Below are 15,260 nucleotides of genomic sequence, written 5' to 3' on the forward strand. Positions count from 1 at the left end.
TGTAAAACACGTATTTAAGCCCACGACAGGTGAGCATCGATATAGAGCGATCTAATAAGGATTTAGGTTGCGTCTGCAATTGGAAAAGGCCTTGCGGCGCAGGGACACAACCGCTCTATTCTATCGCTTAAGAGATTAGCCGGATCAGGAAGCATGAGCGAACGTATTGTCTATCAGGGAGAACCGGGGGCTTACTCCCATCTTGCCTGCCAAGAACATTTCCCCAACCTAGAGCCGTGGGCATGCCAATCCTTTGCGCAAGCCTTTGCGCGCGTGCGCGACGGCGAGGCCTACCGGGCGATGATCCCTGTCGAAAACACGGTCGCAGGGCGGGTCAGCGATATTTATCACCTGCTGCCTGAGGGCGGATTGTTCATCATCCAAGAACGTTACCAACCGATCCACCACCAACTACTCGGCGTGCCGGGATCAACTTTGGACGGAATCGAAATTGCGCGGTCCCATCCGATGGCTTTGGGTCAGGTGCGCGAACGCCTCTCGGGTCTCGGCATCAATCCGATTGCCGATGTTGATACCGCAGCGGCGGCGCGCAAAGTGGCTGAACGCGGCAATAAGACTGTCGCTGCCGTCGCGAGTCGGGTTGCGGCTGAGGTTTATGGGCTAGAAATTTTGGCAGAAGACATAGAGGATTCAGGATCCAATACGACCCGCTTTATCGTTCTCGCGAATGCAGCGGCGATTCCTGCACGCGACTCAGGGCCGGTCGTGTCGTCCTACGTGTTTCGAACCCGCTCCGTGCCGAGTTCTCTTTACAAGGCGCTCGGCGGGTTTGCGTCCAACGGACTGAACCTGACCAAGCTAGAAAGCTATATGATTGGCGGCGGGTTTACGGCAGCCCAATTCTACGTCGATGTTGAGGGACACCCTGAGAGCGACGCGATGCGTCATGCTCTGGAAGAGCTAGACTTTTTCTCTGAAGATGTGCGTCATCTCGGCACCTATCCAGCTGACCCGCTACGCTCGAAACTGTGATGGGATGGGCCTTGTGAGGGTGAGTATGGCGGGCCACATAGGTTGGATGAAGTCTCTTATAATTGCAGCCTTTCTAGCCGTCACAACGGCGTGTGTGCCCGCTTCAGCGCTCGCACAAAAACCAGAAATTTATACCTCTTGGCGTAATAATGTGGCTGTGGACGGCTATGATGTCGTCAGCTTTCACGCTGGCAAACCCGTTAAGGGCCGAACCAATTATGTGACCCGTTATAAGGCCGCGATCTGGCAGTTTGATACGCAGGCTAATCTGGATCTCTTTCTCATGAATCCATCGGCCTTTGAGCCCCAATATGGCGGCTATTGTGCGTGGGCTGTGGCGAAGGAAAAGCTCGCGCCCGGCAAAGCCGAACATTGGCATGTCGAGGACGGTAAGCTTTATTTGAACTATTCAAAGCGTGTGAAGAAGCGCTGGGACGCGCTGCGTGAGGAATTTATCACAGAGGCCGATGATCGTTGGCCAGAGCTACTAAACGACTAGGGGTTAGTCTTATTGTCGAGATAGCCACGCTTTCAGCAATTGATGGGCAATCGTGGTTTGCATCGGCCGCATGAAGGCCTGACCCGTACCCTCAAACACGGCTTCGACCTCCGCGCGGGTGAACCAGCGCGCGTCTTCCAGCTCATTTTTGTCGACATTGATCGTCTTGTCTGCCGCCTGACTGACCAGACCGACCATAAGCTGTGAGGGGAATGGCCAAGGCTGGCAGAATAAATAGCGGTGCTGGCTGAGCGTGGCGCCAACTTCTTCCATCCCTTCACGTGTCGCCGCTTCCTCTAGGGTCTCACCGGGTGAGACAAAGCCCGCTAGGGCGGAATAATATCCCGGCGGCCAGCTCGGTCCGCGACCGAGCAAGACAGAGTCCTCATGTTCGATCAGGAAGATCACGACCGGATTGACGCGCGGGAAATGCTCCGTCTCACACGCCCCGCAAACCCGTTTTGCGCCGCCATCACTCGATTGCGTCGCCTGTCCGCACTGGGCGCAGAAGGGATGGGTCCGATGCCAATCAAAGATTGATCGGGCGCGACCCGCGACAGCGAGCTCATCCGGCGCGAGCTGATGGCCCTGCATACGCAAATCGATCAAAGCCTCTGGCGGGAGCAGGCTGTCATCTTTCAACGAGGCGGCAAAGACCGGATCGCCGTCATTCTCCAGGCCCAGAAAGATCAGACCCGGGTCGTAAAGCGGTAGGCCGCCGACTGCATTCGGCGCAGCGCGCAAAAGCTGCGGCCCGTCTGACGCGACCTGACCTTTATGCATCAGAACAACGCTAGCCTTGGGGTGGGACTGTAAAAGGGCGAGCGAACCCTCACTTCGGTCCATTTCGGCAAAATCGACCCGCGATCCGGCAAAAGGAATAGGGCAGTCGGGCATAAAAGTGTCGTTCATTCAGCGGCCCTAACCATTCCAAGGGCGCATGGCAATTAAACGGAATTAATATAATGATAACAAACTGTTGCGTTGAGAGCACACTGCTTTTGTAATGTCAGGGGAGGGTTGGAACTGATCGTAAACGTCTCCAGTTGAATGCGTAGTGCACCCCCGCACATACATTTTATGGAGCATCTCATGAAGATTGCAAAAATTACCGCAGCGGCTGCCGCTATCGCCATGATCGGCGGATCGGCTATGGCCCAAGATGGTCAAGCCTATGTCGGCGTCGGCGTCGATGCTGTCGAGTTTGACAGCTACAACCTATCCGGAAAACTGGGCTACAATTTCAACGAATTCTTTGGCGTTGAAGGCCAAGGTGGCTTTGGCATCATTGATCAAGAAGAAACCATCGGCGGCGTTCAAGCCGAAGCTGGCATCGACTATTATCTGTCCGGTTTTGTGACGGGTCGCTTACCAATGTCAGATCAGTTCGAGTTGATTGGTCGCGCTGGCTATTACTTCGGCGAAGTCGAAGGCTCTGTTGGCAATGTCAGCGTTAGCGAAGACGTTGATGGATTTGCTGCCGGTGTTGGTGGTCAGTTCAATTTCGGTCCGGGCAATATGAACGGCATCCGCGCCGAATATACTTATCTTGATGTCAATACAGGGACGTCCAATCTGGACGGAGACGGAGACCTTTGGTCGCTCTCTTTCATTCGTAAGTTCTAGATCTGTCCTAACGATTGAATGTGAGCTCGCTGCGCATCTCGCGCAGCGAGCTTTTTTGTGCACGGCCCGGCTTGTCAGGTCTTGATGAGGTTGCCATATGCAGCCTCGGAAGATCGGCCCGGACGTGGGCTTTCGCCAACCCGGTCAGGTCGGGAACGAAGCAGCCGTAACGATCAGCTCGCGGGTCGGATCCCGGTCTTCCACTTTCACCGTTTCTCCACACGCATCATCAAAGGCTTTTCGGGCCGGATCGTTACGCGGGCCAGTGGCCATGGATGTGGACCGTCGAGGCTTAATCTATAGCGACGCGCGATCAGAGTGGTCAGAATCATAGCTTCGATTTGGGCGAAGCGCGCGCCGATGCAGACACGCGGACCCAAGCCGAACGGTAGGTATTGGAAGCGCCCGATCTTGGTCTTCGCTTCTGGTAGAAAGCGCTCTGGCACAAAGGCGTCCGGTTGATCCCATAGCTGCCGATGACGATGCACCATCCAGAGATTACCGAACACGATGGCGCCTTCGGGTAGGGCTTTTCCTGCTAGCGTCTCGTCACGGTTAAGCTCGCGCGAGAGGAACGGCGCGGGCGGATAAAGCCGCATGGCTTCGTCCAGACAGGCGCGGGTGAAGGGCAGGGCGTCCGGCCAATTCTGAGGTGGCTGGGTAATGTCGAGCCCGTCCACTTCGTCTTCCAAACGCGCGCGGGCCTCTGTGTCCTGCGACAAAAGGTAGAATAACCAAGTCAGGGCGCGCGATGTCGTCTCGTGTCCGGCTGCAATGAAGGTAATCAGCTGATCGACTAGTTGATCTTCGCTCAAGGGATCACTGCCGGCATCGGTGGACGTCAGAAGTAGGGTGAGAAGATCGTCCGGGACCGTCTCGCCTGTGTCGATCCGCGTTCGACGGTTTTCTCCAAGCTGCCCAATGCGCGTGCGTAATCGCTTCACAATTCCCATGCGCCCGATCCGGGTGAAGCGCGGAACCCATTGCGGAACATTGGTCAGATCGAACGGATCGGGGCGACCCATGCTGGATAGGAAGCGATCAATATCGTGTAAGCTCGCCTGTCGTCCGCCGTCCAACTCACCAGAGAACAAAACGTCTGAAAGAACCTGATAGGTCAGATCGACGCAGACTTGGTCGAAGGCTACCGTCTCTTTGCTCAGTAATCGATCCAGATGTCCCTCGGTCGTGCTCGCCATGCCCTGCGCGAACCCATTCACATGGCGCGGTGTGAAGATCGGGGCGAGGGCGCGGCGATCATGCTTCCAACGTTCCCCTTCTGACGTCAGTAGTCCTTCGCGTAGAACAGGTTTGAGAATCGCATTGCGGATACCGGACAGACGCAGAGCGTCGGCTTTGGCGACGAAGGTTTCGCGAATCGTATCGGGGTGACTGGGCGTGAAAAAGGTCCGACCCATGCCAGTTGCCACGTCATCAAAACCTTCAAGAGACTCGACTGTCTGACCGAATATCGGGTTTTTGGATGAGGCGAATAGGTAGCGGATCCAGTCGATCCGATCCCAATCGGACACGGATCTTTCAATGGGCAGTGGGCCGGGCGGCACGAACCGTCCCTCTTCCCAGCGCGGTTCGGGTCGAAAGGAATAGTCGTGTCGGCTTTTGCCCATAATCTGTCTCTGCGGTCGCCTGCGCCTGTGCGCAACCATTCAAGCGATGTTTGCAAGCATGGCTGGCCTGCATATAGGTTAGGGTCATGGCCGACAGTTCCAGCAATCAGACCTATCAGGTCCTCGCCCGCAAATACCGCCCGTCCACCTTTGAGGATATGATCGGGCAGGATGCGATGGTGACGACGCTGAGTAATGCCTTCAAGACGGGCCGGGTCGCTCATGCCTTCATGCTGACGGGTGTGCGCGGGATCGGCAAGACAACAACGGCGCGCTTGCTGGCACGTGCCCTCAACTATGAAACGGACACGATTGATCACCCATCCGTCGATTTAGCCACTCCGGGGCGACACTGCGAGGCGATCATGTCGTCGACGCATATGGATGTGTTGGAAATGGACGCGGCATCGCGCACCGGCGTCGATAATATGCGCGAGCTGCTCGACGGGGTTCGCTACGCGCCTGCCGACGCACGCTACAAAGTCTACATCATCGATGAGGTCCACATGCTCAGCGCGGGAGCGTTTAACGCACTGCTGAAAACGCTGGAAGAGCCGCCGGACCACGCCAAATTTATCTTTGCCACAACAGAAATCCGCAAAGTCCCGATTACGGTGCTGTCGCGCTGCCAGCGGTTCGATCTGCGCCGCGTCGAAGCGGACATTCTCTCTGAACATCTCAAAGCCATCGCAGCGAAAGAAAAGGTCGCGATGTCGGATGACGGCTTCGCTCTGATCGCTCGCGCGGCTGAAGGCTCTGTGCGTGACGGCCTATCGCTGCTCGATCAAGCCATCGTGCAGAGCGGTCTGTCTGGCGACGAAGTCACGGGTGAACAAGTTCGGTCTATGCTGGGTCTGGCCGACCGTGTGCGCCTGATCGATCTGTTTGAACATGCGATGAGCGGCGACGCCAAAGCCTCTCTGACTGCCATGCGGGCGCAATATGATGACGGCGCAGCACCAGAGGTCGTAATGGGTGATCTGCTCGATATTTGCCACGAAGTCTCGCGCGCGCAGACATTGGGTGAAGACGCGGCTTTTGATTTTGCTCCGGATCAGGTCGAACGGTTGCGAGGTCTCGGCGAACAATTCTCTACTGGCCAACTGACCCGTGCCTGGCAGATTTTGATGAGCGCGCACGGTGAAGTTCGCCAAGCGCCCGTACCGCTTGCGGCTGCGGAAATGGCGCTGCTTAAACTCGCGCTAGCCGGACAAATGCCGCCGCCTGAACTCGCCGCTCAGATCATTCGCGAAGCGCAGAAAATGCAAAGCGAAGGCGGTGAGGGGTTACCGCAACTGAAGCCCGATGCGCCGAAAACCTCGACAGCATCTGGGCCGTCCACGCCGCCCCCCAGTCGATCGGTTAGCCAATCAGCGTCCCACACAGCCGCCATGACCGCGCCAAAACCGATCACGCCCGCTGCGCCGACGCTACAGCTTGAGAGTTTCGCGGACTATGTCGAACAGGTTGATGATCTGCGCCTGCGCTCCGATCTCGAACGCTATGTGAGCGTCGTCAGTTTTGCGGACGGTGCGGCCGAGGTGCATATCACCGAGCCGCGCCACAACGCCGTGCTGGGTCGCATGGTGCGGTCGCTACAAGAACTGACTGGTAAGCCGTGGTTGGTGAGCCCAGTAGATAAGATCGGTGAACCGCCGTTGGCAGACCAGCGCCGAACGGCCAAAGCGGAGCAGGCGGAAAAAGACCGCGCCCATCCCGCGTTTGACCATCCGCTGCTGAAAAATGCCAAACTGCTTGAGATCACGGACCGCTCTCCCAATGTAATCGCGGCAGACTTCAAATCCGGAGATGAAACATGAAAGACCTGATGGGCCTGATGAAACAGGCCAAAGAAATGCAGGCCAAAATGGAAGCTGCGCAGGCTCAAGTCGCTGATACAGAAGCGACCGGTCGCTCAGGCGGTGGGCTTGTTACTGTGACCCTGGCGGGTGGCGGCAACATGAAAGCGCTCAACCTTGATCCGTCCTTGCTGGGCGGAGCCGAAGATAAAGAGATGCTCGAAGACTTGATTATTGCCGCCTACCAGGACGCCAAGGTTAAACTCGATCAAGCGGCGGCCGAGACGATGAAATCGGCGATGGGCGGCATGTCGCTCCCGCCCGGCATGAAGATGCCGTTTTAAATGATCGACCGCCGTGCTCTGATTATTGCCGGCGCGGCAGCTGCGACGGCTTGTGCGACAGTGTCTACGGCGTCGCACCCTATAGACAGACGTCAGCGACTGTCGGGCTTTGCCTTGAATACGGAAAGTTGGTTCACTGATCGTCCGTTTCAGCAACGCTTTGACGCTGCGGCGCGGTCAGGCTTTAGCCATGTCGAATTCTGGTTCCTCAATGATGCGGACCGAAAGGCTGAAGCCCTCGCCAAGCTGGCGTCCGACGCGGGTGTGTCCATCGCGCAGATTGTCGGCGATGCGCCCCAATTGGCGCGTTCAGACACACGCGCGCAGTTTCTCGACAATTGCAAACGGGCCGTAGAACGTGCGCATACTCTCTCAACCGATATTGTGACCTTGGTGGGCCATCAGGATGTCGAGGGCATATCTAAAGCCGACAGTTTGAAAGCCTACACTGATCACATGGCTGCCGCCGCGCTAATCTTCGAAGACGCCAAAGTGTTCGCCGCGATTGAACCGTTCAATCCGTATGATCATCCCGGTCATTTCATCTATGGTTCAGCAGATGCAGTCGAGATTGTCCGCACGGTCGGATCCCCTTTCATCAAGCTGAACTGGGACCTATTCCATATGCAGCGCGCCGAGGGTGAGTTGATCGGCAATCTGCGCAAAGGCGCTGACGCCATTTGTTATGTTCAGATCGCCGATGCACCAGACCGCCAACAGCCCGGCACGGGCGATGTGAACTATGCCAATGTCATCAGACAAGTGCGCGCAGGTGGTTATGACCGCCCGATTGGCTTGGAATTCTGGGCCAAAGACGGCGACTATCAGCAGGCCATCGCCGATATGCTCATGCTGGCAGAATCCATCTCAGAAGGCTGATGGGTCAGAGAGCTGACGGGGATCGCACCGGGCGGACAGGCGCATTGCGAAGGCTGTTGGCAACGGCGTCATAGAGCGGTTTCGGATTTAGATCTTCATCGTAAAGCGTTGCCCGCTTGCGCATTCCGTCCTTTCGCGGCCACCACGTCTGTAGCCAGGAATAATGGTCGGCCATACCCCAAGCGAGCACGTCGCCGACCTCTTTATAGTCCAGCATCATGTCCAGAAATGCGCCGCCATAGGCGGCGACTTGGGCATCTCGTTTGGCAATGTCAGCCGTGATCCGTGTGTCGTTAACGTCAAACTCCGACAGAATTAATTCGTAATCCATGCCGACAATTTCGTCGACAAAGTCACGCCATTCTCGCCGCTGAGGGTCCGGATAAGCCTCCATCACGTCCCCATCGCCTGTGCCGAGATGGCTCTGAATGCCGAACGCATCAATCGGGACGTCGCGGGCGCGGAAGCCTTCGAGTAATTTCAATATGCCCATGCGGTGCTTTTCATTCCACGGCTCCCAAATCATATAGTCGTTATAAACAAGCTGGGTGTCCGGCATCAGTGACCGTGCTTTGCGGAAGGCCCAATCGATGACATCGGGGCCAAATGTTTGCGTAAAAAGCGTGTCGCGCGGCAGCCCAGTTCCCGGATCGATGGTTTCGTTGACGACATCCCAACTGTCTATCCGGCCCCGGTATCGCATTGCCATGTCGGTAAAGTAGCGATCGAGATAGGCCGCCATACTGGCTTGATCGAAACCTACATCCGGCATCCAGCCCGGTAGAAAATCGTCACGATTCCACAGCAGGACATGGCCGCGCATAGCCATATTATTCTGGTTGGCAAAATCGACAATCGCGTCCGGGCGATCCCATTGCATGGGACCCTCTGTACCCTGCACGACATAGATTTTATGTTCGTTCTCCGCGACAAGAACACCGCAATCACGTTTGATGATGTCGAGATAAGCCGGGTCTGTCAGCGCATTAGAGTTAATTGCGGTGCCAAAGCGAAGGCCACGCGATTGAGCAATTGCATTCAAACCTATCGCTCTTTGGTCGAGGTGTTTGGAGGGAATGGAGCCACACCCGCCTAGGACAGTTGTGGCCGCAGAGGCCGCCAACATAGTTCTTCGTGTCAGCCCGATCATCGCATACCTCCTATCGCGCAATCCTATATCATGTTTTGACATCGTTGTCTTTTGAATTTCTATTCGGTTTAGCGGGAATGCGGTTACAGTACGCTATGAAACACTTTTTCTTAGCGGCTTGCCTGTTCATTCCGACGACCAGTTTCGCAGCTGATGCCAATCCGGCGGCGCGCGCGATCTATCAAGCTGGAACGATCCACCAGCCCGAATTATCTCGCGACGGTATGGTCAGCACACAGGAATCGGTGGCGGCTCAAGTTGGATCTGACATTCTGCGTCGCGGGGGGAATGCGGTCGATGCGGCCGTAGCCGTTGGGTTTGCGCTAGCGGTCACACACCCTCAAGCCGGGAATCTTGGGGGTGGCGGCTTCATGATGCTGGCTCAGCCAGAGGGTGAGGTAACGGCCATTGATTTTCGCGAAATGGCGCCCGCCGCCGCGACTCGCGACATGTATCTGGGTGCGGATGGTGAGGTCGATAATGACAAAGCCCAATTCTCCCGCGCCTCAGCGGGTGTGCCGGGCTCTGTGGCCGGACTGCTCCACGCGCTGGATAGCTACGGTACGATGACCCGGCGTCAAGTCATGGGTCCGGCGATCCGATTGGCGGAACGTGGGTTCGATGTGACCCCAAGTTTTGCTTTATCATTGGCGAGTGCTGGCAGTTTGAAAGCGGATGAGAGTTCGCTCGACTATTTCGGCGGTTATCAATTTGGCGATAAAATGGTGCAGGCCGATCTGGCTGAAACCTTGCGTCGCATCGTCAAAGATGGGCGTGAGGGTTTTTATGCCGGTGAGACGGCGGATTTGATTGTGGCTGAAATGGCCCAAGGAAATGGGCTCATCACGCATGAGGACTTAGCCAACTACCAAGTCGTTGAACGCGAACCTATTGTGGGGAGCTATCGTGGTTACACAGTCACCGCCATGCCACCGCCATCGTCAGGCGGTGTTCACATGGTGCAGATGATGAACATTCTCGAAGGCTATGACCTGTCTGCGGACGGGCATAATTCGGCGGCTTATTTGCACAAATTGATCGAAGCGATGCGGCGCGCCTATGCCGACCGAAGTGTCTATCTAGGCGATCCTGATTTTGCGGATGTGCCTGTGGCGGATCTGACCGCGCGGGATTATGCGGACGCTCTACGGGAGACGATCGACCCGACGGCTGCTAGCCGATCGATAGATATTCGGCCCGGATCTGAACTCCCTGTCGAGAGCATGGATACAACCCATTACTCCGTTATCGATAAAGATGGACGCGCTGTATCGGTTACATACACGCTGAATTTTTCTTATGGATCTGGCTATTCCGTCGATGGGGCGGGCTTTCTGCTTAATAATGAAATGGACGATTTTTCGTCAAAGCCCGGCAGTCCAAATGGCTATGGTTTGATCGGGGGCGAGGCGAATGAAATTGAGCCGCGCAAACGACCGCTCTCATCCATGACACCGACCATCGTCTTGAAAGATGGATCCCCTGTTCTTGCGACCGGATCGCCGGGCGGGTCGACAATCATTACGTCCGTTATGCAAGCCGTGCTCAATGTGGTCGAATGGGACATGAATGTCGCACAAAGCCTCCACGCGCCGCGTATCCATCATCAATGGTTACCCGATTTGGTGATCATTGAACCGGGAATTAGCCCCGACACGCTGACCATTCTGGAAACCATGGGTCACATTTTCCCGAAAGACGGCGAAGGAACCATAGCCCGCACGACGCTGGGTCTTGTCAACTCGGTCGGACGGGATGGCGATTGGTTTGTCGGCGCAGCCGACCCGCGTGATCCAGATAGTCTTGCGGTTGGTCCTTGATAGCGGGCCGAGCCTTTCTTAGAGGCCCCTATGACGAAGACCGCTATGACCAAAACGCCATTGACCATTGCTGTCGACGGGACATTTTCGTCGGGTAAGGGGACGCTCTCCAAACGATTAGCAACGCATTACGGCGTCGCGCATTTGGATACGGGGAAGCTCTATCGGGCCGTGGCGCGCGACGTGCTGGCCGCGGGTGGCTCGGTCGACGACGCTAAGACTGCGGCAAAAATCGCATCGTCAATCGACGCCTCAACGCTTGATGACCCATTTTTAAAAAGCGGCGGTATGGGGTCCGCGGCATCAAAGGTCAGCGTTCACCCGCCGGTCCGCGCCGCACTTCTAGCGTTTCAGCGAGATTTCGCGGCCAAGGGCGCCGTGCTGGATGGGCGCGACATTGGCACAGTGATTTGCCCTGATGCGGATGTGAAGCTTTTCGTCGATGCTGACCAAGAGGTTCGGGCCGAACGGCGCTATAAGGAATTGCGCGGTTATGGGGAGGACGTCACGTTAGAGTCGGTCTTATCCGATCTTCGCGAACGCGATCACCGTGACATGAACCGGGCCGTCGCGCCGCTTAAACCCGCTGTGGATGCGCACTTGCTGGATACGACGCATCTCTCTATAGACGCCGCCGTTAGCTCAGCGATCATCTTGATCGATGCTGTGCTGAACGCGAAGGCTCAAGGTTGAGCGGACTTTTCCAAGGTCCAAACCCTAGAAATTTCGTGCGTATCAATCATCCCCGCAATCCCGTGGGGTAGTCCGCAGGTCATGAGATCTGTTGGCATGACACATTCTGGAAACCCCAAACATGTCCATCATTGAGGAAACCCTCACCCCGACGACTGACGACTTCGCCGCTATGTTCGAAGCCGCCGTCGAAGCCTCGCCAATGCGCGAAGGCAAAGTTGTCGAAGGCATCGTCACCGCCATTGAAAAAGACGTCGCAATTGTCGACGTTGGTCTGAAGACCGAAGGTCGTGTCGAACTGCGCGAATTTTACGAACCCGGATCTGATAATAAGCTGAAAGTCGGCGACACGGTCGAAGTCTTTCTGGAACGCATCGAAAACGCACTCGGTCAAGCTGTCCTGTCTCGCGACAAGGCCCGCCGCGAAGAGAGCTGGGTCAAGATGGCCAAGTTCTACGAAGGCGAAGAGCAAGTCAAAGGCGTCATTGTTGGCCGCGTCAAAGGTGGCTTCACAGTCGACCTTGGCGGCATCAACGCGTTCTTACCTGGCAGCCAAGTGGACATTCGTCCGGTACGCGACATTGGCCCTCTGATGAATTCAGAGCAGCCCTTCATGATCCTTAAGATGGACCGCTCACGTGGCAACATCGTGGTCTCACGTCGTGCGATCCTCGAAGAGAGCCGTGCAGAACAGCGTGCAGAGCTTGTTGCTCAACTGCAAGAAGGCGAAGTCCGCGAAGGCGTGGTCAAGAATATCACCGATTACGGTGCGTTCGTGGATCTCGGCGGCATCGACGGCCTGCTGCATGTCACTGACATGAGCTGGCGTCGCGTCTCTCACCCAAGCCAAGTGCTGAATGTCGGCGATACGGTTCAGGTGAAAGTCATCCGCATCAACCCGGAAACTCAGCGTATCAGCCTCGGCATGAAGCAGCTGCAGGACGATCCGTGGAATGCGGCAGCCGCCAAATACATTCCGGGCACACGCCACACAGGCCGCGTCACGAACATCGCCGATTACGGTGCGTTCATTGAGCTGGAAGAAGGCGTCGAAGGTCTTGTCCACGTGTCCGAAATGTCTTGGACTAAGAAGAACGTCCATCCGGGCAAAATCGTCTCGACATCACAAGAAGTCGAAGTCGAAGTTCTGGATGTCGATGAAGAGAAGCGTCGCATCTCGCTTGGCCTCAAGCAGGTTCAGGCGAACCCATGGGATAGCTTCACCGATCGCTTCCCAATTGGTTCGACCATCTCTGGCGAAGTCAAATCTGTCACCGAATTTGGACTGTTCATCGGTCTGGAAGACGACATTGACGGCATGGCTCACCTCTCAGACCTGTCTTGGGACAAGTCTGGCGAAGAAGCCCTGAAAGACTACCAAAAAGGTCAAATGGTTGAAGCCAAGATCCTCGAAGTCGATGTTGAGAAAGAACGTATCTCTCTCGGTATCAAGCAGCTGCAGAAAGACACAATGCCTGCCGGTGCGAAGAGCTTCGGCAAAGGTAACATCGTCACCTGTACAGTCACAAACGTTCAGCCTGCTGGACTGGATGTGACCTTCGGCGAAGATGACACAGAAGTCGCAGCCTTCATCCGTAAGGGTGATCTGTCGCGTGACCGTACAGAGCAGCGCCCAGAGCGTTTCGCTGTCGGTGATAAGGTCGACGCCATGATTACACGCGTGGATCGCAAGACACGCCAGTATCAGATGTCAATCAAAGCGCTGGAAATCAGCCAAGAGAAGGAAGCCGTTGCACAATATGGCTCATCCGACTCAGGTGCATCGCTTGGCGATATCTTGGGCGCAGCTCTGAAAGATCAGAACTAAGCTTTCTATCGGGTCGAACGTCCCGATTTATCGAATTGCCCTCGTCCGGACTGCCCGGACGAGGGTTTTTTTATGTCCGATGACGGATAGTTCTTGACGGGCCGCGCCTTGAGGCTGTTTACACACTCTATGCTGCGCTCTGAGTTGATCGATAAACTCCACGAAGAAAACCCACACCTGACCCGTCGGGATATGGAACGCGTGGTCGCCGTCGTGCTCGAATCGATCACGCAGACTTTGGAACGCGGCGCGCGGGTTGAACTGCGCGGCTTCGGCGCCTTTTCTGTGCGTCATCGTAAAGCGCGTCCCGGACGCAATCCTCGCACGGGTGAGCCAGTCGCTGTCCCGGAAAAGCATGTGCCGTTCTTCCGAACAGGTAAGGATTTGCGCGAAAAGATCGACTTTTCCAGCTGATCGTCCACGTTTCGTGAGGCTGAGCGGCTAATATGTCGCCATCTATATCCCACATTAATCTTCCATTCAGGCCAAGGCAGACTATTGTCGTGTTAAGGTTCGCGCCATGTCGGTGCGACAAGACGGGGATAATCAGATGGGAATGATTTCAGAATTCAAAGATTTTGCCATGAAAGGCAATTTGATCGACATGGCGGTTGGCTTTGTCATGGGCTCGGCTTTCGCCACTGTGGTGAAAGACTTTATCGACGGAGTCTTCATGCCAGCGATCCAACCCATCATGGGCGGGATTGATTTGTCCGAATGGAAGATGGTTCTGCGCGAACCCGTCACGGGCGCTGATGGCACGGTGGTTGACGCTGGATGGATCATCAATTGGGGTCAGTTCCTGACGTCATTGATCTCTTTCATCATCGTTGCTTTCGTCATGTTCCTCATCATCAAGTCGATGAACAAAGCTAAGAAGAAAGAGGAAGCTGCGCCGTCTGCGCCGCCTGCTAATGAAGTATTGCTGGCCGAAATCCGCGATTTACTCGCGCGTCAGAATGCCAAACTATAAGTCTAGCGACATTCATGTTGGGGCCGTGGCGACAGTGTCGCTGCGGCTTTTCTTACTTCAGGTGAGGGGTTTTTGGATTTTCGTGGAAACTCTTGGCGAGTCCTGCGTAGTTTAAGAACGACACGTCTGTTTCGGAGGTTTTTCTATGGTCTATCGGCGCGCATCGCAGGGACGTTCTAATTTTGGCGGTCGCCGAGTTAGTAGACGCGGCGGCGGGTTTCGTTGGCAGATCATGCTACTCTTCGCAGTCGGCGCAGCGATCTATTACTTCGTGAATCAGGAAGAAGTCCCGTTCACAGGTCGGCAACAGTTGCGGACCATGGAACCCGCACAGGAAATGCAGCTCGGCCTGCAAAGCTACCGACAGATTTTGGCGGACTCTCAAGTTGTGACCAATGAGCCGGTTGTCGACGTTGTCCGCGAAATTGGGGCTCGAATTGCCCGCGCGGCTGCGCCCGAAGATCCGGGCTTTGAATGGGCGTTCAATGTTATCGACAGTCCGCAAGTGAATGCCTTTGCTTTGCCGGGCGGCTATACCGCTGTTTATACGGGCTTGATCCCTGTGGCTCAGACAGAGGATGGCTTGGCGGTCGTCATGGGACATGAAGTTGGCCATGCTTTGGCCCACCACGGTGCTGAACGTATGGCGCAGCAGAATATGCAGCGCATTGTCGGGACCGGAGTGGCCTTGGGCGCGGGCGGTATGGATCAGACGGCGCAGCGCACGGTAATGGGCGTTTTTGGCGGGATCAGCCAATATGGCTACGCATTACCTTTCTCTCGTGCGCACGAATCCGAAGCCGACTATATTGGTCTGATCCTCATGGCACGGGCCTGTTACGATCCGCGTGAAGCTCCGCGTCTTTGGGAACGTATGGCGGCTGCAGGCGGCGCAACACCACCAGAATTTCAAAGCACACACCCCAGCCCTGAGACACGCATCAATGATTTTGAGACTTGGATGCCAGAGGCGGTGGAGATCTATAACCAGAACTGTCCGAACGACATTTCTCTGCGCTAGACGCTGA

15 protein-coding genes and 1 other RNA gene are annotated in these 15,260 nt (G+C 55.9%); 13 read left to right on the forward strand and 3 right to left on the reverse strand.

Features of this window, described 5'->3' with window-relative positions:
• The first annotated feature begins 153 nt into the window (after positions 1 to 153).
• Together QQL54_RS14200 and QQL54_RS14205 are read left to right on the forward strand one after the other, a co-directional pair.
• On the forward strand, positions 154 to 993 hold the full coding sequence (locus QQL54_RS14200) for a prephenate dehydratase (RefSeq protein ID WP_284391972.1): 840 nt from the start codon (positions 154 to 156) through the stop codon (positions 991 to 993).
• 46 nt (positions 994 to 1,039) lie between these two features.
• Entirely contained in the window at positions 1,040 to 1,492 is a 453-nt protein-coding gene (locus QQL54_RS14205; protein WP_284391974.1) for a YHS domain-containing (seleno)protein, read from the forward strand.
• A 9-nt stretch (positions 1,493 to 1,501) separates the two neighbouring features.
• Here the strand turns inward: QQL54_RS14205 and nudC are convergent, their stop codons facing one another.
• Entirely contained in the window at positions 1,502 to 2,404 is a 903-nt protein-coding gene (gene nudC, locus QQL54_RS14210; protein ID WP_284391976.1) for an NAD(+) diphosphatase, read from the reverse strand.
• A gap of 180 nt (positions 2,405 to 2,584) precedes the next feature.
• Here nudC and QQL54_RS14215 point away from each other — a divergent pair, with 180 nt between their 5' ends.
• Together QQL54_RS14215 and ffs are read left to right on the forward strand one after the other, a co-directional pair.
• Positions 2,585 to 3,118: a porin family protein gene (locus tag QQL54_RS14215; protein WP_284391978.1), complete on the forward strand. Its 534-nt coding sequence runs from the start codon at positions 2,585 to 2,587 to the stop codon at positions 3,116 to 3,118.
• Between the two features lie 107 nt (positions 3,119 to 3,225).
• Positions 3,226 to 3,323: signal recognition particle sRNA small type (ffs, locus tag QQL54_RS14220), an RNA gene on the forward strand.
• Position 3,324: 1 nt separating this feature from the next.
• Here the strand turns inward: ffs and QQL54_RS14225 are convergent.
• Positions 3,325 to 4,746 (reverse strand): cytochrome P450, encoded by a 1,422-nt coding sequence (locus QQL54_RS14225; RefSeq protein WP_284391980.1) that lies wholly within the window; start codon positions 4,744 to 4,746, stop codon positions 3,325 to 3,327.
• 86 nt (positions 4,747 to 4,832) lie between these two features.
• Between QQL54_RS14225 and QQL54_RS14230 the strand changes: the two genes are divergently transcribed.
• The 3 genes from QQL54_RS14230 to QQL54_RS14240 are packed head-to-tail and all read left to right on the forward strand — an operon-like array spanning position 4,833 to position 7,768.
• Positions 4,833 to 6,566: a DNA polymerase III subunit gamma/tau gene (locus tag QQL54_RS14230; RefSeq protein ID WP_284391983.1), complete on the forward strand. Its 1,734-nt coding sequence runs from the start codon at positions 4,833 to 4,835 to the stop codon at positions 6,564 to 6,566.
• Positions 6,563 to 6,889, forward strand: coding sequence for a YbaB/EbfC family nucleoid-associated protein (locus tag QQL54_RS14235; protein ID WP_284391985.1), 327 nt, complete (start codon positions 6,563 to 6,565; stop codon positions 6,887 to 6,889). Before QQL54_RS14230 ends, QQL54_RS14235 begins: the two co-directional genes overlap by 4 nt.
• Positions 6,890 to 7,768: a TIM barrel protein gene (locus tag QQL54_RS14240; RefSeq protein WP_284391987.1), complete on the forward strand. Its 879-nt coding sequence runs from the start codon at positions 6,890 to 6,892 to the stop codon at positions 7,766 to 7,768. It begins immediately after the preceding gene.
• A 4-nt stretch (positions 7,769 to 7,772) separates the two neighbouring features.
• Here QQL54_RS14240 and QQL54_RS14245 read toward each other — a convergent pair whose 3' ends face one another.
• Positions 7,773 to 8,918 carry an endo-1,4-beta-xylanase gene (locus QQL54_RS14245; RefSeq protein ID WP_284391989.1) on the reverse strand — a complete coding sequence of 382 codons (1,146 nt, stop codon included), beginning with the start codon at positions 8,916 to 8,918 and terminating at the stop codon, positions 7,773 to 7,775.
• Positions 8,919 to 9,013: 95 nt separating this feature from the next.
• Here QQL54_RS14245 and ggt point away from each other — a divergent pair, with 95 nt between their 5' ends.
• From ggt to QQL54_RS14275, 6 genes are all read left to right on the forward strand, one after another.
• On the forward strand, positions 9,014 to 10,738 hold the full coding sequence (gene ggt / locus QQL54_RS14250) for a gamma-glutamyltransferase (RefSeq protein ID WP_284391990.1): 1,725 nt from the start codon (positions 9,014 to 9,016) through the stop codon (positions 10,736 to 10,738).
• A gap of 30 nt (positions 10,739 to 10,768) precedes the next feature.
• Entirely contained in the window at positions 10,769 to 11,431 is a 663-nt protein-coding gene (cmk, locus tag QQL54_RS14255) for a (d)CMP kinase (protein ID WP_284391992.1), read from the forward strand.
• 121 nt (positions 11,432 to 11,552) lie between these two features.
• Positions 11,553 to 13,259: a 30S ribosomal protein S1 gene (gene rpsA, locus QQL54_RS14260; RefSeq protein WP_284391994.1), complete on the forward strand. Its 1,707-nt coding sequence runs from the start codon at positions 11,553 to 11,555 to the stop codon at positions 13,257 to 13,259.
• Positions 13,260 to 13,388: 129 nt separating this feature from the next.
• Positions 13,389 to 13,673 (forward strand): integration host factor subunit beta, encoded by a 285-nt coding sequence (locus QQL54_RS14265; RefSeq protein WP_284391996.1) that lies wholly within the window; start codon positions 13,389 to 13,391, stop codon positions 13,671 to 13,673.
• A 106-nt stretch (positions 13,674 to 13,779) separates the two neighbouring features.
• Positions 13,780 to 14,232 (forward strand): large conductance mechanosensitive channel protein MscL, encoded by a 453-nt coding sequence (gene mscL / locus QQL54_RS14270; protein WP_284391997.1) that lies wholly within the window; start codon positions 13,780 to 13,782, stop codon positions 14,230 to 14,232.
• A gap of 145 nt (positions 14,233 to 14,377) precedes the next feature.
• The gene (locus tag QQL54_RS14275) at positions 14,378 to 15,253 is read left to right on the forward strand and encodes a M48 family metallopeptidase (protein WP_284391998.1); all 876 of its coding nucleotides are present in this window, start codon (positions 14,378 to 14,380) and stop codon (positions 15,251 to 15,253) included.
• Positions 15,254 to 15,260: the final 7 nt, after the last annotated feature.

The sequence above is a fragment of the Algimonas ampicilliniresistens genome (assembly GCF_030159955.1).
In the GTDB taxonomy this organism is placed as follows: domain Bacteria; phylum Pseudomonadota; class Alphaproteobacteria; order Caulobacterales; family Maricaulaceae; genus Litorimonas; species Litorimonas ampicilliniresistens.